The sequence below is a fragment of the Staphylococcus sp. EG-SA-14 genome (assembly GCF_017151935.1).
Lineage (GTDB): Bacteria > Bacillota > Bacilli > Staphylococcales > Staphylococcaceae > Staphylococcus > Staphylococcus aureus.
Window position 1 is genome coordinate 1 of sequence record NZ_JACVZM010000019.1, and the last position, 21,453, is coordinate 21,453.

General features: G+C 31.2%; 22 protein-coding genes, 1 other RNA gene and 1 pseudogene. 8 read left to right on the forward strand and 16 right to left on the reverse strand.

Going from position 1 to position 21,453, the window contains the following annotated elements:
• Nucleotides 1-189: 189 nt before the first annotated feature.
• On the forward strand, nucleotides 190-807 hold the full coding sequence (locus IDG63_RS10745; RefSeq protein WP_000255557.1) for a LysE/ArgO family amino acid transporter: 618 nt from the start codon (nucleotides 190-192) through the stop codon (nucleotides 805-807).
• A gap of 72 nt (nucleotides 808-879) precedes the next feature.
• Here IDG63_RS10745 and IDG63_RS10750 read toward each other — a convergent pair whose 3' ends face one another.
• Complete coding sequence (locus IDG63_RS10750) at nucleotides 880-1,461, reverse strand: histidine phosphatase family protein (RefSeq protein ID WP_001140693.1); 582 nt, start codon at nucleotides 1,459-1,461, stop codon at nucleotides 880-882.
• A 224-nt stretch (nucleotides 1,462-1,685) separates the two neighbouring features.
• On the opposite strand from IDG63_RS10750, the gene IDG63_RS10755 reads away from it, so the two are divergent.
• On the forward strand, nucleotides 1,686-1,922 hold the full coding sequence (locus tag IDG63_RS10755; protein ID WP_000368687.1) for a hypothetical protein: 237 nt from the start codon (nucleotides 1,686-1,688) through the stop codon (nucleotides 1,920-1,922).
• On the opposite strand, the gene IDG63_RS10760 is transcribed toward IDG63_RS10755, so the two are convergent.
• On the reverse strand, nucleotides 1,919-2,122 hold the full coding sequence (locus IDG63_RS10760) for a sterile alpha motif-like domain-containing protein (RefSeq protein ID WP_000145164.1): 204 nt from the start codon (nucleotides 2,120-2,122) through the stop codon (nucleotides 1,919-1,921). The genes IDG63_RS10755 and IDG63_RS10760 overlap by 4 nt on opposite strands.
• Before the next feature lie 340 nt (nucleotides 2,123-2,462).
• Between IDG63_RS10760 and tsaA the strand changes: the two genes are divergently transcribed.
• From tsaA to IDG63_RS10785, 5 genes are all read left to right on the forward strand, one after another.
• Nucleotides 2,463-2,723 (forward strand): type II toxin-antitoxin system antitoxin TsaA, encoded by a 261-nt coding sequence (tsaA, locus tag IDG63_RS10765; protein WP_001059690.1) that lies wholly within the window; start codon nucleotides 2,463-2,465, stop codon nucleotides 2,721-2,723.
• 28 nt (nucleotides 2,724-2,751) lie between these two features.
• Nucleotides 2,752-2,940: a type II toxin-antitoxin system toxin TsaT gene (tsaT, locus tag IDG63_RS10770; RefSeq protein WP_000052076.1), complete on the forward strand. Its 189-nt coding sequence runs from the start codon at nucleotides 2,752-2,754 to the stop codon at nucleotides 2,938-2,940.
• A gap of 187 nt (nucleotides 2,941-3,127) precedes the next feature.
• Nucleotides 3,128-3,697, forward strand: a complete 570-nt coding sequence (lnsA, locus tag IDG63_RS10775) for a lipoprotein N-acylation protein LnsA (protein WP_001106654.1) — start codon at nucleotides 3,128-3,130, stop codon at nucleotides 3,695-3,697.
• Between the two features lie 87 nt (nucleotides 3,698-3,784).
• Nucleotides 3,785-4,069: a hypothetical protein gene (locus IDG63_RS10780; protein WP_001004401.1), complete on the forward strand. Its 285-nt coding sequence runs from the start codon at nucleotides 3,785-3,787 to the stop codon at nucleotides 4,067-4,069.
• Between the two features lie 61 nt (nucleotides 4,070-4,130).
• Nucleotides 4,131-4,349, forward strand: a complete 219-nt coding sequence (locus IDG63_RS10785) for a hypothetical protein (protein WP_000005886.1) — start codon at nucleotides 4,131-4,133, stop codon at nucleotides 4,347-4,349.
• 495 nt (nucleotides 4,350-4,844) lie between these two features.
• On the opposite strand, the gene IDG63_RS10790 is transcribed toward IDG63_RS10785, so the two are convergent.
• From IDG63_RS10790 to IDG63_RS10830, 9 genes and pseudogenes are all read right to left on the reverse strand, one after another.
• Nucleotides 4,845-5,045, reverse strand: coding sequence for a cold-shock protein (locus IDG63_RS10790; RefSeq protein WP_001059082.1), 201 nt, complete (start codon nucleotides 5,043-5,045; stop codon nucleotides 4,845-4,847).
• A gap of 356 nt (nucleotides 5,046-5,401) precedes the next feature.
• Nucleotides 5,402-6,088 carry a thermonuclease family protein gene (locus IDG63_RS10795; RefSeq protein ID WP_001641381.1) on the reverse strand — a complete coding sequence of 229 codons (687 nt, stop codon included), beginning with the start codon at nucleotides 6,086-6,088 and terminating at the stop codon, nucleotides 5,402-5,404.
• Between the two features lie 340 nt (nucleotides 6,089-6,428).
• A complete protein-coding gene (locus tag IDG63_RS10800; RefSeq protein ID WP_000824467.1) occupies nucleotides 6,429-6,899 on the reverse strand; it encodes a hypothetical protein in 471 nt (156 codons plus the stop codon).
• Between the two features lie 333 nt (nucleotides 6,900-7,232).
• A complete protein-coding gene (gene emp / locus IDG63_RS10805; RefSeq protein WP_086095900.1) occupies nucleotides 7,233-8,255 on the reverse strand; it encodes an extracellular matrix protein-binding adhesin Emp in 1,023 nt (340 codons plus the stop codon).
• 352 nt (nucleotides 8,256-8,607) lie between these two features.
• Nucleotides 8,608-10,116 (reverse strand): von Willebrand factor binding protein Vwb, encoded by a 1,509-nt coding sequence (vwb, locus tag IDG63_RS10810; RefSeq protein WP_000791736.1) that lies wholly within the window; start codon nucleotides 10,114-10,116, stop codon nucleotides 8,608-8,610.
• A 220-nt stretch (nucleotides 10,117-10,336) separates the two neighbouring features.
• Entirely contained in the window at nucleotides 10,337-13,135 is a 2,799-nt protein-coding gene (gene clfA / locus IDG63_RS10815) for an MSCRAMM family adhesin clumping factor ClfA (RefSeq protein WP_086095899.1), read from the reverse strand.
• Between the two features lie 262 nt (nucleotides 13,136-13,397).
• Nucleotides 13,398-13,928, reverse strand: coding sequence for a GNAT family N-acetyltransferase (locus tag IDG63_RS10820; RefSeq protein WP_001167166.1), 531 nt, complete (start codon nucleotides 13,926-13,928; stop codon nucleotides 13,398-13,400).
• A gap of 138 nt (nucleotides 13,929-14,066) precedes the next feature.
• A pseudogene (locus IDG63_RS10825) lies at nucleotides 14,067-14,588 on the reverse strand (hypothetical protein).
• Between the two features lie 7 nt (nucleotides 14,589-14,595).
• Nucleotides 14,596-14,751, reverse strand: a complete 156-nt coding sequence (locus IDG63_RS10830) for a hypothetical protein (RefSeq protein WP_072414269.1) — start codon at nucleotides 14,749-14,751, stop codon at nucleotides 14,596-14,598.
• 434 nt (nucleotides 14,752-15,185) lie between these two features.
• Between IDG63_RS10830 and IDG63_RS10835 the strand changes: the two genes are divergently transcribed.
• Nucleotides 15,186-15,914, forward strand: a complete 729-nt coding sequence (locus tag IDG63_RS10835) for a DUF5067 domain-containing protein (RefSeq protein ID WP_000757401.1) — start codon at nucleotides 15,186-15,188, stop codon at nucleotides 15,912-15,914.
• A 285-nt stretch (nucleotides 15,915-16,199) separates the two neighbouring features.
• Here the strand turns inward: IDG63_RS10835 and IDG63_RS10840 are convergent, their stop codons facing one another.
• The 5 genes from IDG63_RS10840 to IDG63_RS10860 form a co-directional block, all read right to left on the reverse strand.
• On the reverse strand, nucleotides 16,200-16,814 hold the full coding sequence (locus tag IDG63_RS10840) for a stage II sporulation protein M (protein WP_000999094.1): 615 nt from the start codon (nucleotides 16,812-16,814) through the stop codon (nucleotides 16,200-16,202).
• A gap of 512 nt (nucleotides 16,815-17,326) precedes the next feature.
• Nucleotides 17,327-17,688: a transfer-messenger RNA gene (gene ssrA, locus IDG63_RS10845) on the reverse strand.
• 90 nt (nucleotides 17,689-17,778) lie between these two features.
• Entirely contained in the window at nucleotides 17,779-18,243 is a 465-nt protein-coding gene (smpB, locus tag IDG63_RS10850; protein ID WP_001085183.1) for an SsrA-binding protein SmpB, read from the reverse strand.
• Between the two features lie 21 nt (nucleotides 18,244-18,264).
• Entirely contained in the window at nucleotides 18,265-20,637 is a 2,373-nt protein-coding gene (gene rnr / locus IDG63_RS10855; protein ID WP_001050048.1) for a ribonuclease R, read from the reverse strand.
• A 33-nt stretch (nucleotides 20,638-20,670) separates the two neighbouring features.
• Nucleotides 20,671-21,411, reverse strand: coding sequence for an alpha/beta hydrolase (locus IDG63_RS10860; RefSeq protein ID WP_001165958.1), 741 nt, complete (start codon nucleotides 21,409-21,411; stop codon nucleotides 20,671-20,673).
• Between the last annotated feature and the right edge of the window lie 42 nt (nucleotides 21,412-21,453).

Genomic DNA, 21,453 nt, shown 5'->3' on the forward strand with positions numbered 1-21,453 from the left:
AGGAAAATAGCAGCTCAACGAGCTGTACATTATAAAATACATATCAAAAAAGCTGATTTCTATCAAATAATTAATAGAAATCAGCTTTTTTACATTGCCTAAGAACTTAATGTCCCAAGCCCTTTTTATTTGGTATGATATCAATAAGTTTTTTCAGAATATTCTATGTTTTAGGGGTGTCAAAACTTAATGGTAACCGCAATTATTCATGGATTTATCTTAGCGATTGGTCTAATTTTACCTTTAGGTGCACAAAATGTATTTATTTTTAACCAAGGAGCTAATCAACCAAAATATAGATATGTATTGCCTGCAATAATTACAGCCGGGTTGTCAGACAGCTTACTTATTATTATTGCAGTGGTAGGAGTATCTATCATTATTATGTCTTTACCTGTACTTCAAGCAATTATTTATATAGTTGGTTTAATTTTCTTGATGTATATGGCTTGGACCATTTGGCATGATAAACCCTCAACAGATGGAGAAGCTCAAATTATGTCTCCAATGAAACAAGTAAGTTTTGCTTTATCAGTTTCATTACTCAATCCACATGCTATTTTAGATACAATTGGTGTAATTGGTAGTAGTGCTGCATTATATAGTGGCAGCAATAAAATTGCGTTTACAATCGCTTGTATTAGCGTTTCATGGTTATGGTTCTTTTTACTCGCAATTTTAGGAAAAATGGTTGGATCAATTGATAAAACCGGAAAATTATTAACAATAATCAATAAATTATCAAGCATAATAATTATTATTGTTGCTCTGATGATATTACAAAAACTTATTCAATTATTATTCTAAAGCGTTATATAGTTGTATTTTAAAAGCGTTATACAAAAGACATACTTGTGTCTATGTATAACGCTTTATTTATTATAAATTTGGATCAATTAACTCAACAAATTTAAATGTTCCATTGTCATATTCAAATTTCAGGATATTACAATTACCGATATTATGCTTTAATGCTTCATCTAGTTTAAGGCAATATCTTAAAAATACTCCCATTATTGTTCCATGACTCACGACTAATGCATTATTCTTTGTTTGAGACATAATATCATGTAAAGTTTTCACAATGCGTTCTTCAACTTGTTGCCTTGCCTCTCCTTTGAAAGGAACAATTCGATCTCCGAATAAGTCCTCAGGCTTGTATAGATTATCAAATAGATAGACTGACTCACCTTCAAATATTCCAAAATGCCATTCCTTCAGTCCCTTAAAACGTTGATACGATTGGTTAGGTGCAACATTTTCAAGTGTGTCACTTGCGCGTTCTTGCGTTGATGATGCATATAAATCGAAGTTTATCCCCTTAGTTTCATAATAACTACGTGCCTTTTGAGCTTGAGCAATTCCAAGTTCTGTTAGCGGCGAATCTCCAAATCCCTGAATTAGTCCCTTAAAATTAAACAAAGTTTGTCCGTGGCGCATTAAATATAACGTTTTAGCCAACAATAACACCTCTTCAATAAAAAGTATTGATAGCTCAAAATGTATTCTCTTTTTATTAAAATGAGTACCAAATATATTAAACCATTATTTAAACTTTTTCGGTAGCGAAAACCTTTGCTTTTGATGTACATTTTTTTCATAAGTAATGATGATTTTAGTTTAAAAGATAATGTGACGGGGTAAAACGCAATGAAGAGTACAGAATTTTAAAGGAGTGAGTGTTTATGGATAATCATAATCAATGTAATTATGTGAATCCACAAAATGTTTCACTTGACTGGGAATGTTTTATAATTAGTAAAAGTGAAATGTTGTTAGATGGTGTACCAAATGAACTTATCAACACTTGGTTAGATAAAGACATTATTACACCATTTTCGATAAGAAATGATGAAATAAACTTTAAAACAAAAGATATTTGGGATGCACTAATACATCATAATTGGTACTACTCAAATTAATTTGCCATATATAAGCTAATAGCTCTATTTGTAGTTTCAATTAATTGATGATTTGTGTAATTAGACATCACATATGCTCTAATTACTTGGTGTCTTTCTTCTAATCGAGGGAATGCTTTATCTTCACTAACGTGTTCGGCCAATATACCAAATGGTGTGTTATCATTTTGAAAACCCATGATGAAATTGTAAAACGTCATAAGACTTGCCCCCTTCATTTATTAAGCGCTATTTAAAGTGTTATTATTAATCTTATCAGAAAACTAGTATTTGTAAATGTGCAAAAGTGATTTTGCACATTTTTTTCATATCTGATTCTAAAAATATTAACGAATTATACAACTTTAAGAGTTTTTAGTATGTAAATATTCTTTTCATATTAATACTATACACCCCTATATATGCTCACTTGTTTGAATTAATAAACTTTAGCATTCTACAAATAATATTTTAAAAATAACTATACTTTTTATTTACCTATTGGAAAATAGTGTTATCATATTTATTAAGAAGCTATTTTTATACTAGTAGGTGTCAGTCATGAATAACATTTTGTTAAATGCTATCAATATAGTTATTACTACCACTTTTGTTATCTTTAATATTTTAATCACATATAATAAAGATTTAGATGATTTATGTTGGCTCCTGCCTGGTATTATCATTTGTGGTGTGATACTCATCGTATCCTTTACCATTGCAATGATAACTAAAAACTGGTTAAGTGAAATATTATTTTTTATAAATATCGTACTCGTTCTCTATTACATTTATCCTATTTTTTATAGTTTTATAGGTTAATAATTACGGTATATAAGGAGGGTTTCACATGTCTTTACATTTTGCAATTCTGTTTTGGCTAGCATTAATTTTCTTAGTTGCCGCTACGTTTATACTCGTATTAATGAAAAAAACTGGCAAAGAATCTAAAAAAGAGTCCTATTTAAGTTTCACTGTCATTCTCTATATTTTTGGATTCGCTATATTAATATACACATTTATATTTGGTGTGCTATAAATGAAATTCATTTTATATCCAGTCTGAAACGTCTCAATGATGTTTCAGACTGTTTTTTATTCTTAATAGACATTTCACACTCTCATACTTTAATATTTAAGATATGTTTTAGTCTTACAAGCTTATTAAAGATTACAATTCTAATTTAAGACTATTTACATATATTTCTTCAACAAGGAGCTTTTAAGTGAACTATATTAAACGAACGATAATTTTACTTATATTATTCGTTGTCGTATCCCCAATAAACTCACCAAAAACAATTGCAGATAATAAGTATTCAGAAATTCAAGATGACAAATTCCAATTACAACCTGGTGATATTATTGTTACAAAAGGCCCTGTCATGTGGGGATTTTTTGGTCATTGTAGTATCGCGATTGATGATAAAACGATTTTACAAATTGAGGGGCCTGGCGACAAACCAACTACACAATCCTTCGAATCTTTTAAATATAATTATGCAAGTGGCAAAAATGATTGGATGAAAGTTTATCGTTGCAGCTATCCTGGTGCAGGTAAAAAAGCGGCTGAATGGGTTAAGAAAAACTATGAGAATACAAATCATCGTTATCTAGTTACATTAAATTTGAACAGCAAAAAATTTACGTATTGTACTAAAATTATCTACCAAGCTTATAAATTTGGTGTAAGTGAAAAATCAGTTAAAAGTTATGGACTACATATTATTTCACCCTATGCAATTAAAGATAATTTTATAGATCCATACAAACTAAGGCTTGTTAAAGCTTATTAACACAGTTTCATCAAATAGTTAAATTAGTTTGTGTTTTGCAATAAATTGGGTATAGATTACAAATGATATTTCAGGAGGCCCAATATTTTGAATGAACTAACTAAAGAACAAAAGTATACAATAGCTAAATTTTACAAATTATATATTGAACGTTCGAATAATGGAGAAACAGAAACAGTCGCTAACTTTTTTGGCGATGCTAAAGATGCACGTGAAAACTATTTTTGTGATCGTGATTATCAAGACTTCTTAACTAACTGCCAAATTTTAATTCAAAACAAATACTTAACTGGTGAAGTTTTGGACGATAACATTTACAATATTTCTATTTTAAACAAGACATTTATTGAATTCGAACAAAATTTTGGTTGAACATGAATGTCTCAACTATAAACTTTCTAACCCTATTTTAAAGCAGGAGTGAAAAACATACATGAGTGAATGGCATATTAATAATCAATCTACAAAACCTTTTTTAATACAACAAGCGGAAAAGCAATTGTCTATTGTTAAACCGTTGCCTAATGGTAGCTTCCAAATACTCACAGAAATAAATTTGGAGAATGGCAATATTAGTAACATCGATCATTCTTTACTTGTTTCAGTAGACCCCAAAGCATTAGAAATAAGTATATTTGACGCTGTAAATTAAACGCAATATTTTTATTTAATTATTTTAATGTTTCGCCTTTTAAATGAAAACAAGATTACTGAATTATTATGAGATTTTAAAAACAATAAATATTCTCAATAATTAATCAGTCTTAATAAAAAATTAACAAAAAGTTGATTAGTTAAATTATTAATTAAGTAGTAAGATATTATGCGATGTGGTATCCTATTATTGTTAAACATTTTGAGTGTTTAACATTACTTCTTGTTATCGCCATATACAGACTTTAATTCTCGTCATTATTAAAGTTCTGTATTGGCGCTTTTTTATATTCAAAATCAAAAGTCGGACAGATGAAAAGTAAAAAACTTTTCCATCAGTTCGATTTATTTTAGAACCATTATATATTGTTAAATCTCCACCTAAATTTATTGGACAAAAAAATAACGGCTAGTGCTTTTACCACACCAACTGTTATCGATTTAAAGCATAAAAAAACAGCCCTATAATAAGGACTGTTTGAATAAGTTAAAATTACATTTTAACTACGTTTGCAGCTTGCTCGCCACGGTCGCCTTCAACGATGTCGAATTCAACTTTTTGGCCTTCTTCTAATGATTTGTATCCATCTTCAGCGATTGCTGAGAAGTGTACGAATACGTCGCTACCATCTTCTCTTTCGATGAAACCAAAACCTTTTTCTGCATTAAACCATTTAACTGTACCGTTATTCATATTGAATACCTCCGTCGTGCTTTTGCACTAAATATTTTGTAACAAATTCATAAATGAAAAGGAGAATATTCTATATAAATAACTCACATTTTTCTTCACGCTCTTTATTACTTAACTTTCATTATACACTTTTAAATATAGAAGTAAAGCATTATTTTATTTTCTGTGATAATACACATTGAACTATATAGTAATATTCCATTTTAATACTAAATTTAAAATTTTTATTTTCTAATATTAAATACACTTGCTTTTGATACTATTTACTTTTTTAATTCTGAATTGATAATAAATCATATCGTGATCCAAAAATTATAAAAGTGCCACTAGCAGCAGTGACACTTTTACAATGAGCATTATTGACCTGAATCAGCGTTGTCTTCGCTCCAAATATTTAATTTCTCTTTTTTCGCTTGTGCTTCACTTTTTCTTAAAAGTTGTTCATGTGTATTGTTAGGTTTATAAACATAAGCAACTTTAGCCAAGCCTTGACGAACTAAAGCTTCGTTTACCATTTTTCCATCAGCATAAATATACGCTAAGCCACGTCCATATTTATCAGTTCTTTGACCTTTGTCAAACTCGACTTCAATTTTCTTTGCATTTTCTACCATTTTTTTCGTAAATGCACTTGCTTCAGGACCATATTTCTCTACACCTTTTTTAGGATGCTTTGTTTCAGGTGTATCAACCAATAATAGTCTAAATGTCATTGGTTGACCTTTGTACATTAATTTAACCGTATCACCATCAATCGCTTTAATTAATGTCGCAGGTTCTTTATGTAATTTTTTAGTTGAAGTTGCACTATATACTGTTGGATCTTCAGAACCACTTCTATTTACGCCGTTATCTGTTTGTGATGCATTTGCTGAGCTACTTAGACTTGAAACTACAACTAAAGTTAACACTAAGCAACTAGTAGCGAAAAAGAAAAACCTCTTTGCGTATTGCCCTTTCGAAACATTACTGATAGCCATCCCTATAAGTAATATTGAAACAATTGCCATACATATGCCAGCACTTAATAAGTATTCTGTCATAACTAACACCTCTTTCTTTTTAGTTAATTTTAATATTAAACGTTAATTAATTATAATTCTACATTTTTACAATTAATTAATAAAAATTTAATAATTATAATAAAATAACTATACTTACTTTTATGTATTTTCTATATTTTAGGTGTCAGAACTTATATATCTAGCCTTATTTGTAAAATTAAAAAGCCTACAACATGAATCGTTGCAGACTATCATATCGAGACAAAGAGGTTTATTAGTGTCTCTATATCTATGTGGAATTTGAAAAGATTATTTATAATATTTACGGGGATAAATTGTCATTTAAAAACGAGATGTATAACTTATAATTTACTTTGGATTAGCGTTGTAATCCATTATAAACCTTATCAATTTGTTTATTGAAATAGTTTTGATGCGGTTTGCTTAATGTGTTAACTTTTTGTTTGGCTTTCATCCTAGCATCAGCACTTTGTGTATCTTTATAGTTCTCTACTAAGCTTTGTGCTTCTTTAACATGATCACGTCTAATAACGCGTTTGTCACGGTCTGTGAAATGTGATGAGTCAATTTCACTATAACCAACCATAGCTCCTGATTTACCGCCTATTGTTAATATGTTGAACTCCATCAGGTTTGAATTGCTATTAGATTTAAAAATATTAATTTGAGCATGTTCAACTGTTATAACTTTCTCTTCCGATACAATTTCAGTAAATTGCTTAGTATCATTTGCGCCACTCTCTGTCACTAATGCGTTTGCGTGATTAGAATGCCATAATTGAGTTGCACAAATTACACCCATTGTTAGTACTAGTACTTTCCTTTTCATTTGTTTATGCTCCCTTATTTGCTTTGATTGTAAAACCGACTTTTTCACCCTGTTTTCTTCGCCATTGAAAATTATATACCAATATTTTAGAAACAATAATTAACTTGCGATGAACAAACTATTAACAATAATCTTGAGTCTTATATTTATCTTAATTAATAATATATTTATTTAAGATTATGTTACTTCCAACTTTCAAAGTAGAAAAACGGTATAATTTGTTGATAGATGTATATCACTTAGCGTAAAAAATACAGCCTACAACCACATAGATTGTAGACTATATTTAAAATAATAGGTATTTATCATATCTCGTAAACTTAGTGCCAATTTTTATACTCGTGGTGCTGGTAAGCTACCCTTAAATTCAGGAACGTAGTGTGTAGGGCTATAACTTGGAACAGCATATTGATAATTTACATTTTTGATATTTAATGATGGTTTCCCAATTTTATAACCATTTGATTGTGAAAATGAGAAATATTTCTTCACACCTTTAACTACTTTATAAGAATAGAAGTATTTATAGTCATATGCTTTATTTACTTTAGCATTTTGATGTGTTGCTGTTGTGTTATTTTGGAAACTTGGTACATGCATACGATGTGAATTGTGACCATATGGTGGAATTACCTTGAAACTATTTATTTGTGGCACAACACAAAAGTGATTAATTTTAATGCTAGCATGCCCTGGTGTAACAAATTTATGCGCGTGATATCCAGGAACTGCAAAATGATGCTTGATAATTAAAGATTGAGATGGATGTGTATATCTAGGCGATTCTGATGGTTTAACAATAAAGTGTTTATTAATAGAATCCTTTGCATGATTTACATGTTTATGTACATGTGTTGATTTGTATGAAGTAATAACTTTCTTGTAGTGGGTTTGCGTAGTAATGAAGTGGTGGTTTACTTTGTTTTGCGTAATAAATCTATTTACTTCTGGGCCTTTAGCAACAAAATGCTTATCAACTTGTTGTGAAGCTGGATTGTTTGTTGTTACATTCACGCGATTATTGATTTCTTTGTACTCTGGTACAATGTTTCCTAATTTTGATTCTGGTACGGCAAAGTTTTTATCTACAATTTTACTTGCTGCTGAAGGATCCGAAATCTTATTCAATTTGTCTTCAGAAACTACAAAGTTTTTATTGTCAGTTAAATTACTAACATTTACTTTTGGTGCTTTTTTAAATTCATTGTAAGATGGAATAATTTTATTAATTCCTGATTCTGGAACTACAAATTTTTTGTCAACACTCTCTGTCACTGATGCTTTAGCGTTATTTGGATTGATAAGTTGTGTAGCAAATAGCGTGCTCATAGTTAAAACTAATAATTTCTTTTTCATCTGTTATTTCTCCTTTATATAGACTCAATATTATAACCAATTTAATTTTCCTGTTATATTCACTAACAGCATTATATACCAGAATTTTCAGTATAATAATTAACTTGAAGTAAACGTTGTCTTAACATTTTTATTGTTTTTCAGCTTAAAATTAATTATTGATATTGATAGTTAAGCATAATAATTTTTTCGTAATATAAAGTGAAAAAAGTAATAGTCCACACCTGTTTAGAATGTGGACTATACTAGATTGCATCATTGAAATGATGACTTTGATATTATTTATTGCTAGTTTAAAATGTTGTTATTTTTACGGCAAACTCATTATTTGCTTTGCAGCCATGCATTAATATTATTTGCCATTATATACTTTATTGATTTGTTTATTAAAACGTTTTTGATGACCTTCACTTAAAGTATTTACTTTTTGTTGTGCATTTAATCGGTCTTTATAACTATGTGTATCTTTATAATTATCAACTAACTTTTGAGCTTCTCTAACGTGTTCACGCTTAATTACACGCTTCTCACGTTCAGTTAGATGAGAAGAATCAATTTGACTTATACCAACCAGTGATCCTGATTTTCTACCAGGTAAAGCAGACGTTTCTTCAAATTCAATAAGATGATTATGCGTATGATTTGAAGTTGTTGGTGATTGATGCGTTGTTGTGAAATCATGACTTTCACCATTTAATCCAGCCAATTGTTTTGGTGCATTATAAATAATTTGTTGCTGAGTTTGACGCTCAACTGTAGGCATAGGTGCCTGTGTCGTTGTTTCAGTATATGTAGTCGGTGTTGTTGGTTTCTTTGATGGCGCAGAAACCACAAGTTTCTTGTCGTTTTCGTTGTCGTCTTCGTCATATTCTAACGATACAACTGGTGTGTTATTTTTATATTTTTGTTTAGCTAAAAATCGTTCTTTTATTTCTTTAAATTTCTTTTCATAATTAGCTTTTTGTTCTTCAGTTACTTCGTTTATTTTAGATTTGTGATTTTGAGTATTTAAACTTCTTTTACTTCTTTTAGATGTATTCGCTTTAGCTTCTTCTGTATCTGCTTTTAGTTTTTTTGCCATTACTATATTTTCTTCATTACTTTCAACTAACGCCGGTATATTCAACGGCCTATTTTCATTGATTTCAACAAAAAATTCATCAATAATTGATTCCAAATCTTTAATTCTATCTTCAAACATCCTTTTGTTTTTAGGAATTTTATCCTCTCTTTCATTTTTCGACAAACCAACTATCATATCTAATTTATTATATAAATTTTCTCTTGCATCCTTATTACCAAAAAACGCATAGCCTAACATCAATACTTTGTTTTCCAACTCATTTAGTTTAACATTTGCTTGATATTCTTCTTCGTTGCCGTATCTCTTTAATTCTGGATGCTTTTCTTCTATTTTCTTGGACTCTATATCGAATTCCTTTTTATTTTCTTGTAATGATTCATAAATCTTCAAATACCTTTCATGTGTCAGTCCTAATATATCTGCAGGTATCTGTATATTATTTTTACTATAGTAAGCTATTTTTCTTTCCTCATCTATAAATTTATTAAGTGCGTCTATCTCAGCAAGAAACTTTTTTTGATATTTTTCGTTAATATCTTTATATTCCAGCTCGTCATATCCATCATGATCTTGAATATCAATAGAAGTAATTAATTTATTTAAACTTTCCTTATATTGTTCTAGACTCCAATTATTACTCTTTTGCCCTGATACAGATAAAGCTTTTGATACATATGGATTCTTCTCCCCAGAAACCACTGCACTCGCACGATTGCTTTCCCAAATTTGTGATACACATAATGCTCCCAATGATAAAACTAGCAATTTATTTTTCAACTGTATTTTCTCCTTAATTTTCCCTAATTAACAACCTACCTTACACCCTATTTTTTCGCCAAGCCAAATTATATAACATCTACCTTTTTAAAATAATTAACTGTTGATGAATTAATTATTAATTATATTCAAACAATATATTTGGAAAATTCAAGTAAAAAAGCCACCTTTTACGGTGGCTTCTTCATGAATCATATGATTAATTTAATATCATTATTACTTATTTCTTATCTTTATTTTCTTTTTTTCTTCTGAAAAGTAGTAATGAACCTAATGATGCTAATAATCCCCAAATTAGTGACGTATTTGCTTCATCTTCAGAACCTGTATCAGGTAATGGTTCTTTACTATCTTTAGCCTCATTTTTATTAGAAGCATTAGTACCATTTTTAGGTGAATTAGGCGGCACTACATTATTGTTAGAACCTGACTCGGAATCGCTATTTGAATCACTTTCTGAGTCGGAGTCACTATCTGATTCTGAATCGCTACCTGAATCTGAGTCGCTGTCTGAATCTAAGTCACTGTCTGAGTCTGAGTCACTGTCTGAGTCGGAATCACTATCTGAATCTGAGTCACTGTCTGAATCTGATTCGCTATCTGAATCCGAGTCACTGTCTGAGTCGGAATCACTATCTGAATCTGAGTCACTACCTGAGTCAGAATCACTCGCTGAATCTGAATCGCTGTCTGAGTCTGAGTCACTATCTGATTCTGAATCGCTGTCTGAGTCTGAGTCATTATCTGATTCTGAATCGCTGTCTGAGTCGGAATCACTGTCGGAATCTGAATCGCTATCTGAATCTGAGTCACTGTCTGAGTCGGAATCACTGTCGGAATCTGAATCGCTATCGGAATCTGAGTCACTGTCTGAGTCTGAGTCGCTATCTGAATCTGAGTCACTGTCTGAGTCTGAGTCACTGTCGGAATCTGAATCGCTATCCGAGTCTGAGTCACTGTCGGAATCTGAATCGCTGTCTGAGTCTGAGTCACTGTCTGAGTCTGAATCGCTGTCTGAGTCTGAATCGCTGTCTGAATCTGAGTCGCTATCTGAGTAGGAATCGCTATCGGAATCTGAGTCACTATCTGAGTCTGAATCGCTCGCTGAGTCTGAATCACTCGCTGAATCTGAATCGCTCGCTGAATCTGAATCGCTTGCTGAATCTGAATCACTTGCTGAATCTGAATCACTTGCTGAGTCTGAATCACTTGCTGAGTCTGAATCACTTGCTGAATCTGAATCACTTGCTGAATCTGAATCACTCGCTGAATCTGAACCGCTATCTGAATTAGAATCACTACCCGAATCTGAACCGCTATCTGAACCTGGGTCAGAATCTGAATCCTCTGGAATTGGTTCAATTTCACCAGGCTCATCAGGTTGTTCAGGAACAACTGGTTTATCGATACCGTCACCAGAACCTGATCCGTTATTAAATGCTACTTCGTTGTCCCATGACATAGATCTCCATATAAAATTAGAATCATAACCATAAAATGTCGAACGTAGTGCTAAATCACCTGTACTAGCAGGATCAATATGGCCATTAACAACTACAATATACGGTGTTGTAATTTGGTCATCGTCCGTAGGAAATTCTACTTTGTATTGATTAGCATTTGGAAATGAAATTCTAACTTGATTAGTTACATCTTCAAAATCGCTAGGATTCACATAATAACTTTCAGATAAATAATTAGCATTATCGACTCTATAAACTTTAATATCAGTGTTTTTTGCATCTATTAACGCATTACTCTTTGTATTAGGAATTAAATTACCTGTTAAGGCAGGTAACACAACGTTATCTCCGCTTGGATTGACATAAATTGTTTGGCGATACGTATTATTTGTTTTATCGATTTGATCAATCGTACCTTTAATTGATAAATTATGGAATTGTCCATATTTCTCATAGTCGATTAATACTGTCTTACTAGCAGTATTGGTTCCTATGCCAGTTGTCAATGTCACATTACCTGTCTTTGTAACATTTTCAGGGTCAATATAAGCTGGCATAGTAATATTAGCTGTTACATTTTCTTTATTATCAACATAGTCTGTAAATGTATAAATAACATTACCATCACTATCGATTACACCATTTGCCAATACTTGATCTCCAGCCATAATTGGTGGCACTTTAGCAGTTGAAGTTACACCATTTAAGTTTAATTCTTTAGGTACAGTTATTTTGAATGTGTCACCTTTAACAGCAGAATTAGGCACTGAAAAACCATAATTCAGTTTGACATAACCTGCTTGGTGCGGATACACAGTCGTACCAGAGTCAATAGTAACTTTCACATCTGTCAACTGATTCGTAATATCTGTGCCAGCTGCCGGTGCATCTGCAGCTACAGCCGCTAAACTAAATGCTCTCTTTCTAGGCGCACTTGTATTAACCGCTTGATTAACTACATCTTTATTACTTGCATCTGTATTCTGTGGAGCTGATTCATTGTTTGAAGGTGTTGCTTCAGTTGAAGTATCTTGCGTTGTTGAAACATTTTCCGCATTTGTAGAATTTTGAGGTGAATTTACAGATGATACTGTATTAGTATCATTAGAAGTCGTTTCATTACTTGTTTGATTCACTAATTCCTCCGCATTTGTATTGCTTGATTGAGTTGTTGCCGGTGTATTAGCTTGATTCGTTGCCGTAGTAGCTTCACCAGTTACCGGAGTTTCTTCCGTAGTTGCATTTGTTAATGCTGATTGTGTCGTTTCCTGTTGTGCTGGATTTTGCGCCACACTCGTTTCGCCATTATTAGTGTTTGACGATGTTTTAGTATCACTCACGTTTGTGTCGTCTGTTTTAGGTGCAGCACTAACGCTACTTGAATCATTACTTTTGCTTTCGTTACTTGCGCTATCAGATTGCGTAACACTATTTTCACTTGCATCTGCTTCTTTACTGCTGAGTAGTCCAAAACCGATTAACGTACCTACAAGCACTGAAGCCACGCCAATCGATTTTTTCCGAATTGCGTGTTTTTCTTTTTTCTTCATATTCATTTTATTCCCTCTTTTTAAAAAGTCATTTTATATTAACTATATACCCTTTAAAGATATATTTAATCTCTGTTAATGGAATTATACACTAAAATTGCATTATAGCAATTAATTTGTATCGATATTTTATTATCCACAATAATACTTTACTAACAAACATTTTATTTATTGCTATTTTAAAAATTGCAAACGACAACGCACGATTTCATTGCAAACATTTTTTATTATTAATATGAACTCTGCCTAATGTAATCCTAGCTTGAAATCATATTTTTTCAAAAGCAGATGTGTAATTTATGGTACCTGTTTTTCCCGCTAAACTGTTCACTTTTAATTCTTTAATTAAAAACGCTTCGTCTGGTATACCATCATATGGTGGATAAATGTCGTACATACTTGCGCGTTGATATCCTAGATTGGCATAATACGTCGGCCATCCTAATACACTGATAAAATTATATCCTTTTAATATTGCTTCTCGTTCTAATGCTTGAATCAATCGCTTCCCTATACCTTTATTTTGATGATGAATATCAACAGATACAGGTGCTAACACTAATCCAATTTCCCGTTGTGCCTCGTTATCAAGATAAACTTCACTTAGTAAACCGTGCCCTACAACTTCATTTTGAAGAACAGCAACTAATTCTAAGTTATTGTCATACGTATCACTTAGACGAATTTGGTCTACTAGCTCTGATTCATTACCATAACCATGTTCACTATTTTCAAATGCCGTTCTAATTAACTGGTCAACTTGAGCAAAGTCATGTTGATGTATTTGTCTAATTTGCATCTTTGCCCCTCCTTTTAGTTCTATCTTATAGAAAAATGCATTACAACATAAAGTAATATTTTATAGTAATGACGCCATTATTTCATTAAAATTGAATGATATTTTTCGCAATAAACAACTACCCTCTTAAATCAATTTTTAGATAAACTGCAAATCATAAATTTCTTTATTATTATAAGTATTAAAACGGTCGATTTGACCTTTTAATATAACTTCCTGTTGTTTGCGACTTACATTATGATAATAAGTCATACGTACATTCAAATCAGCTTCATAACCATTGTTCTCAATCGTTCTTTCTAATTCTTCGTACACATTTTTATTAATTGGTAACATGTACCCTTCTTTACTAGGTAAAATATTCACGTATTTTTTCTGAATGACTTTATCATTACCCAATAAAACCTCTATTGCAATTTTTTTAGCAGCACCGCCACCTAAATTATATAGTTTAATATAATCTTTATGATGATGCTCTTCTGTTGCCGAATTCATTATATTAAGTTGATCCTCCTCCCTTTATAATAAAATTTGGTTAAAACCTAAAGCTGGCAGAAAGCTAATTTTCATTTGATAAAGTTGAACTGAAACTGATACAAAATAAAATAAAGCCATAATAAATGTTCCAATAGATCCTATAGCTGAAATAATGTTAATCATTAAGATATCAACCCTCCCATATGAAATTTATATGATTAATTTCAAACTGAAAAAGCATTTTACTTAATCGTTTATATCCAAAAACAATCATTTTAAACGTTATATTCGACTGCTCATATAAAAAGTTTTGCTTTATAGCCTTAAGTAATTTTTTAACCATCAAGTACGATTATTATTACGGCAATCTATTTGTATTGACTAAAAAATACAATAACGCTTTTGAGAGCTCCCATCTTTGACCAGTATTTTCCAAATTAATAACACTTCTTCTTCAATACATATTTATCTCATACAAATAAGTTGATTTTTTTATTTTTACAAACGTAATTTCTTAACAAATCAAAATTTTACATTTAAATCTTTCGATATATTACAAGTTTTTTAAAAAAGTAATATATTTCTATCAATAAAAGTAATATAATATTAGTAATTATAGTTTCATTAATTTATTGCAACAATACATAGGATCATTATTACAAGAATTATTTAATATCATCTTAGAATCTCACAAAATATCAACTTTGTTTAATTACTCAAAATGATAAGTCATTTAGAGTTTTTAAAATAAACTTTTGCGAAATAAAGGAGACATGTTAAATGAAAAAAGTAATGGGGATATTATTAGCAAGTACACTTATCTTAGGTGCTTGTGGACATCATCAAGATAGTGCAAAAAAAGAGAGCACTAGTCACAAAAAGAAAGAAAATGACAATGAAGAATTAAATGAAGAACTTAAAGAATTTAAAAGCAAAAAAAATATGGATATAAAAATTAAAGGCGATACTATTGTTAGTGACAAATTTGAAGCTAAAATAAAAGAACCGTTTATCATCAATGAAAAAGATGAGAAAAAGAAATATATCGCTTTTAAAATGGAAATTACTGCTAAAAAAGACGATAAAGATTTAAATCCATCTTCTATTTCTCATGACTATATTAATATTACTCAAGATGATAAAAATACAGTAAATAAATTAAGAGATGGTTATCTTTTAAGTGATAAAAAATATAAAGATTGGACAGAACATAACCAAGATCAAATTAAAAAAGACAAAACTGCACAAGCCATGTTCATCTATGAGTTAAGAGGTGATGGAAATATTAATTTAAATGTCCATAAATACTCAGAAGATAAAACAGTTGATTCTAAATCATTCAAATTTAGTAAACTTAAAACCGAAGATTTTTCTCATAGAGCGGAAACAAGAGAAGAAGTAGAAAAGAAAGAAAAAGAATTTGAAGAAGAGTACAAAAAAGAACAAGAACGAGAGAAAGAAAAAGAAAAGCAAAAAGATGACGACCACAGTGCTTTAGATGAAGTATAAATTTTTGAATGCTCGCATTTAGCGTTATAATCTTTGTTGTTATTATTGTCATTATAAATTAGCTTACCTACACTCATAATGACACACTAATTTAATTGTTAAATACAACAAAAAAAGAGTAGCTCGCCTACTCTTTTTTGTTGTTTTGAAATGGTAATTTTTGAAATGACTCGATCATAATTTCACGAATACCATGCAACATTTTTCGTGAACTCATTTTTCAAACAATACTTATCGATCAAAAATAAACCTATACACATAGTTAGCTATGCCCTTTTAAAAGTTCTATATTATATTAGTTAAAAATTTGTAAACAGTTGGTGTAACAGTAATTTCAATTAAAGCGCATAAAAATGCCACAGGTAAAAATATTAGCAGGTAACACTTTACTATTGATTTTAATAAAACAAAAAATTTTGGCAATGTCTCTTTTCTTTTTCTAAATAAATTCATTGAATTTTTTCTAATATACGCATTTAATAAGAATAACATTGATAGTTCAATGCTTGTTAAGTATATTTCTAAAATACCATGAGGCAAAATACCAATAAAAATAGCTATCCCTTCGTTTAATTTATATGAAAATGTAACCCCAATAATAACCGACAATGAATAAATTGTAGAAATTGTAGGAATAAAATACAAATATGGTATTGGTATTATCGATAATATAAGTGACACCAAAGGAACTATAAAAGCATTATTAACAAATATCTCCAAAAACCCATTAAAATTATAAGTCACTTTATGATTTAAATCTTTACTAGGAAAATCACTAAAGTCCTGTATATTCATACCAATTATGTAAAATACTATTATTAGAATCAAACAAATAAAACAATTGAATTGCATAAATTTGTTACTGCGTTTCAAAAATGAAGATAAACTCAAGTCATTCATTGATTACGCCCCCATCTATAATTACTATTTCACTAAATAGATACGTTCACTCGCAAACGATATCATCCTTAAAAATCGATTAAAAAACAGCTATATTAAAACCTTTAATTTACCATATGAAACTATCACAACTTTTCCTCATTACATTTAAACAATATATCAAATTTAAGTCAATTAAAAGAAAAATATAATATTTATAAAAATCTTGATTCTAATTCTAAACTATATATTTAATTCTCTTATTTATGATACTTCTTTAGCTTAATTAATTTTGCAAATAAAATTTACATTCTAAAACTCTAAGCTCAACTTTTTTGACACTTATTTGACACACATCCCTTTCCTCTTATATCTCAAAAACTAATTCATAATCACTTATTACTCTTTCCTCCATCAAATAAACACCTATACAAACACTGCTATTTCAATACTCACAACTATTTCTACAATGCATTATCCCCTGAAAAACACATAATAAAAAAGCCCACATCCACAAAGGTTGTAGGCTACAAATATGGAGACGGCGGGATTTGAACCCGCGTCCAGAGGTCCTGATACACATCTTTCTACGTGTGTAGTTTATCGAAAAGTTTCGCATCATGAAAAGTGATAAACAACCAACATGATGCTAGCTTGATTAAGTTTCTTCTAAACAGACTTCAAACGGCAGTGTTTAGCATATCCTATTAAGGTTGAATCGCGTTAACAGCACATAGGAAATGCTGTTAGGCGATGCAGAGTGCGATTAGGCAGCTACTGCGAAATTATTGTTTGATTTGCCAGTTATTATAAACTGTGTGTGTTGATGACGAAGCCAACCCTCCGACACGCTTAATGAGCTCGGGGGACCCCTGTCGAATCCATGAACGTCCCCGAAATAATAAATCAAACAAATCATACTTTTGTAATTTACAAAAGCACATATAACTATATCAAATATAGCCCGATTAAGCAACTAAATCGCTTAATAACGGGCTTTCATATCGCGCGCAACATCTCGTTTGACTGCTTTTTCTTTCAAAGCTTGACGTTTATCATATTTTTTCTTACCTCGTGCAACACCAAGTAATACTTTACAATGTCCATGCTTCAAATAAAGCTTTAACGGCACAATCGAATAACCAATTTCTCGAGTTTGTTCACCTAATTTAAAGATTTCACGTTTATGCAATAATAATTTTCGAGAACGAAGAGGATCGTGATTAAAACGATTCCCTTCTTCGTATGGTGCTATATGCATATTATTCAAATACATTTCACCGTTTTTAACTTGCGCGTAACTATCTTTAAGGTTAGCACTACCTCGGCGAATCGATTTTATTTCTGTACCTTGTAATACGATTCCCGCTTCAATCGTATCTTCAATATTATAATCATGTCTTGCTTTACGATTTTCCGCTAATGTACCTGGTGATTTCTTCTTAGCCATTCATACTCACCTCATTGCTGCTTATTTTTTCTTACGACGTGCTTTCTTTTTCACACTTTTATCTTTATAAAATGGCTTATGCTTACTATTACCTGATTTATCATTATTACGTTGGTTTTTACCTTTACGTTGCTTACCTTTTTTCTTACGACCCTTATCATCAGATTTCGATTTATCTAAAGATTTGCCACGCGTTTTAGCTTGAATCGTTTTACCTCTTGCTGGTCGCTGTGAGCGGTCATTTTTAGGTAAAGGCATTCCAACAATTTGAAAATCAATTAATCGTTCATCTACATCAACATGCGTCACTTTAACCTTAACTGTGTCACCAATTCTAAATACTTTAGCTTGACGCTCACCAATTAATGCCATTTGACGCTCTTCAAAACGGTAATAATCATCAGTCATATTCGCAATATGAACCATACCTTCTATCGTATTTGGCAATTCAATGAACATACCGAAGTTAGCTACTGAGCTGACAATACCTTCAAATTCATCACCAATATGTTGAATCATATATTCTGCTTTTTTCAATTCATCAGTATCACGTTCTGCCTCAATAGCACGACGTTCACGTTTAGAAGTATGTTCAGCTAACTCAGGCAATTTGTCTTCCCAACGCTTCACTTCTTTGTTATCCATTGATTTCTCAATTAAATACTTACGGATTAAACGATGAACTGTTAAATCAGGATAACGTCTAATTGGTGATGTAAAATGCGTATAATATTCAGCTGATAAGCCAAAATGTCCCAAGTTCACATCATCATAATGCGCTTGTTGCATTGAACGTAACATCATTGTTGAAATGACCATTTGTTCAGGTCGACCTTCTACTTCTTCTTGAACCTTTTGAAGTGTTGTTGGATGAATATCTTCGCCAGTGCCCTTAATCATGATGCCAAAGTTTGTAATAAAATCAAAGAATTGTCTTAAGCGATCTGATTTAGGTTGCTCATGCACTCGGTAAATAAAAGGTACATTTAACTTACTAAAATGTTCAGCAACTGTTTCATTTGCAATTAACATAAATGATTCAATTAGACGTTCACCCTCGCCACGTTGTCTTAATTGAACATCTGTTGGTATACCGACTTCGTTAACTAATACTTTTGCTTCACTAATATCAAAATCGATTTCACCACGTCGTTTTCTCATTTGAATCAAACGATTAGATAAATCTTGTGCTAAATCTAACATAGGCGTAATTTCTTTATATTGTTCGCGAATGTTAGGATCCTTTTCAGTAATAATCTGATTTACCGCATCATACGTCATTCGATAATCAGAATGTATAACACTATCAAAAATTTCATGTTTAACAACGCGACCACTAGCATCGATTTCCATGCGACAGCTTAACGTTAAACGATCAACATGAGGATTTAATGAACAAATACCATTGCTTAATCGATGTGGAATCATCGGAATCACACGGTCAACAAGATATACACTTGTCGCTCTATCATAAGCTTCTTTATCTAAAGCTGAATCTTCAGTTACATAATAACTGACATCAGCAATACTTACAGTCAACTGCGTATTACCGTTCGCTAACTTTTTAACACTAATTGCGTCATCTAAGTCTTTAGCATCAGCACCATCAATTGTGATTGTCAATTCATCACGTAAATCATGACGGCCTTTAATTTCAGTATTTTCAATATGATCAGGTACTGCTTCAGCTTCTTGTAACACTTCATCAGGAAATTCAATTTCTATGCCATGTTGATAGATAATAGATAAAATATCTACGCCAGGATCATTTTTATGTCCTAAAATAGCAGAAATATGTCCTTCTGGATTATCTGAACCATCAGCATATTTAGTAATTTGAACAAGTACCTTATGCCCATCTACTGCACCTAAACTTTGTCCTTTAGGAATGAAAATATCTTGCATAATACGTTTATCATCTGGAATAACAAATCCGAAATGTCTAGCTTCACTATACGTACCAACAACTTGAGTTACTGAATGCTTCTCAATCGACTTAACTTCCCCTTCAATTTTACCTTTATGTTCACCTTTAGATTGATGTATTTCTACAATTACAGTATCTCCATCTAAGGCACGATTAATTTTTGTTGGGGGAATAAATATATCTTCCATATCCTCATCTTCAGGTCTTAAGAATGCAAAGCCTTTTTTATTTTGACTTAACGTTCCCTTTATCAATTTTGAATGACCTTTTGAACTATGCTTTTTTTGATATCTGTCTGTTTTTGTACGTTCAATTAATCCTGATTGTTCTAATTCTACGAGCACCTTAATTAAATCTCTAAATGAGTCGGCACTACTTAAACCTAAGGCATCTTGAAAATCTGACACTGACATAGGTTCATATTCAGGTTGATTAATAATCTCTTCTATTGATTGCTTTAAATTCATTATGCCCCTCCTTTCTAATGTTAAAATCTCTTTTTATTCTGACCAGTCTAATGACTCTAAAAATTGATAAATATCTTCAAATACTTGTTCTTTTTCTTTATCAATCGTAATAACATGTCCTGATTGACTATACCACTTGATGTCTTTGTCATCAGAATCTACATGGTCATATATATAATTTGCGGATTGTGGATCAATCATATTGTCGTTTTCTGCTTGAATCACTAAAATTGGGTCAAATACCTCATCAACTTGATCTTTAATCGTATCTAATGCTTCACTTAGTTCTTTTAAAGTTTCAGTTGGTTTAAAATGATCCATTTCATTATCAATAGTCTCTTGATTTTTACCTTCATACTTTTTAAAATTACGTGCATACTCTAAAAAGCCTTCATAAATGGCACCTTCAGTTTTGCCACCCATTGGTGCACACATCGTTACAATACCCTTTACATCTCTATTTAAGCTTAATTTTAAAGCAAAATCCCCACCTAATGATAGACCAGCAACAACAATTTCATCATAACCTTGTTCAACAAGATAATCATAACCATCTAACGCATCTTTAAACCAAACGAAAGGACTAGATTTCAGTATTTCCTCTGGTGGTGCCGCGTGACCTTCATATTGTGGTGCATACGAAGTATATCCCTTTTTTTGTAAAAATCGACCTAATTGACGTACATCAGACGAATTGCCTGTAAATCCATGTAATAATAACACGGCACGTTTGCCTTCTTCAAAAAAGAAAGGTTTTGGTAATTTTATCTGCATAAATCTAACGCTCCCTTTGCATACTTAACTAGGCTATATATT

Bases quoted from the DNA above. Each gene is read 5' to 3' on its own strand.
- IDG63_RS10745 (WP_000255557.1), top strand. From the start codon at position 190: ATGGTAACCGCAATTATTCATGGATTTATCTTAGCGATTGGTCTAATT.
- IDG63_RS10755 (WP_000368687.1), top strand. From the start codon at position 1,686: ATGGATAATCATAATCAATGTAATTATGTGAATCCACAAAATGTTTCA.
- IDG63_RS10760 (WP_000145164.1), bottom strand. From the start codon at position 2,122: ATGACGTTTTACAATTTCATCATGGGTTTTCAAAATGATAACACACCA.
- tsaA (WP_001059690.1), top strand. From the start codon at position 2,463: ATGAATAACATTTTGTTAAATGCTATCAATATAGTTATTACTACCACT.
- tsaT (WP_000052076.1), top strand. From the start codon at position 2,752: ATGTCTTTACATTTTGCAATTCTGTTTTGGCTAGCATTAATTTTCTTA.
- IDG63_RS10785 (WP_000005886.1), top strand. From the start codon at position 4,131: ATGAGTGAATGGCATATTAATAATCAATCTACAAAACCTTTTTTAATA.
- IDG63_RS10790 (WP_001059082.1), bottom strand. From the start codon at position 5,045: ATGAATAACGGTACAGTTAAATGGTTTAATGCAGAAAAAGGTTTTGGT.
- IDG63_RS10795 (WP_001641381.1), bottom strand. From the start codon at position 6,088: ATGACAGAATACTTATTAAGTGCTGGCATATGTATGGCAATTGTTTCA.
- IDG63_RS10800 (WP_000824467.1), bottom strand. From the start codon at position 6,899: ATGAAAAGGAAAGTACTAGTACTAACAATGGGTGTAATTTGTGCAACT.
- emp (WP_086095900.1), bottom strand. From the start codon at position 8,255: ATGAAAAAGAAATTATTAGTTTTAACTATGAGCACGCTATTTGCTACA.
- clfA (WP_086095899.1), bottom strand. From the start codon at position 13,135: ATGAATATGAAGAAAAAAGAAAAACACGCAATTCGGAAAAAATCGATT.
- IDG63_RS10820 (WP_001167166.1), bottom strand. From the start codon at position 13,928: ATGCAAATTAGACAAATACATCAACATGACTTTGCTCAAGTTGACCAG.
- IDG63_RS10835 (WP_000757401.1), top strand. From the start codon at position 15,186: ATGAAAAAAGTAATGGGGATATTATTAGCAAGTACACTTATCTTAGGT.
- IDG63_RS10840 (WP_000999094.1), bottom strand. From the start codon at position 16,814: ATGAATGACTTGAGTTTATCTTCATTTTTGAAACGCAGTAACAAATTT.
- smpB (WP_001085183.1), bottom strand. From the start codon at position 18,243: ATGGCTAAGAAGAAATCACCAGGTACATTAGCGGAAAATCGTAAAGCA.
- rnr (WP_001050048.1), bottom strand. From the start codon at position 20,637: ATGAATTTAAAGCAATCAATAGAAGAGATTATTAATCAACCTGAATAT.
- IDG63_RS10860 (WP_001165958.1), bottom strand. From the start codon at position 21,411: ATGCAGATAAAATTACCAAAACCTTTCTTTTTTGAAGAAGGCAAACGT.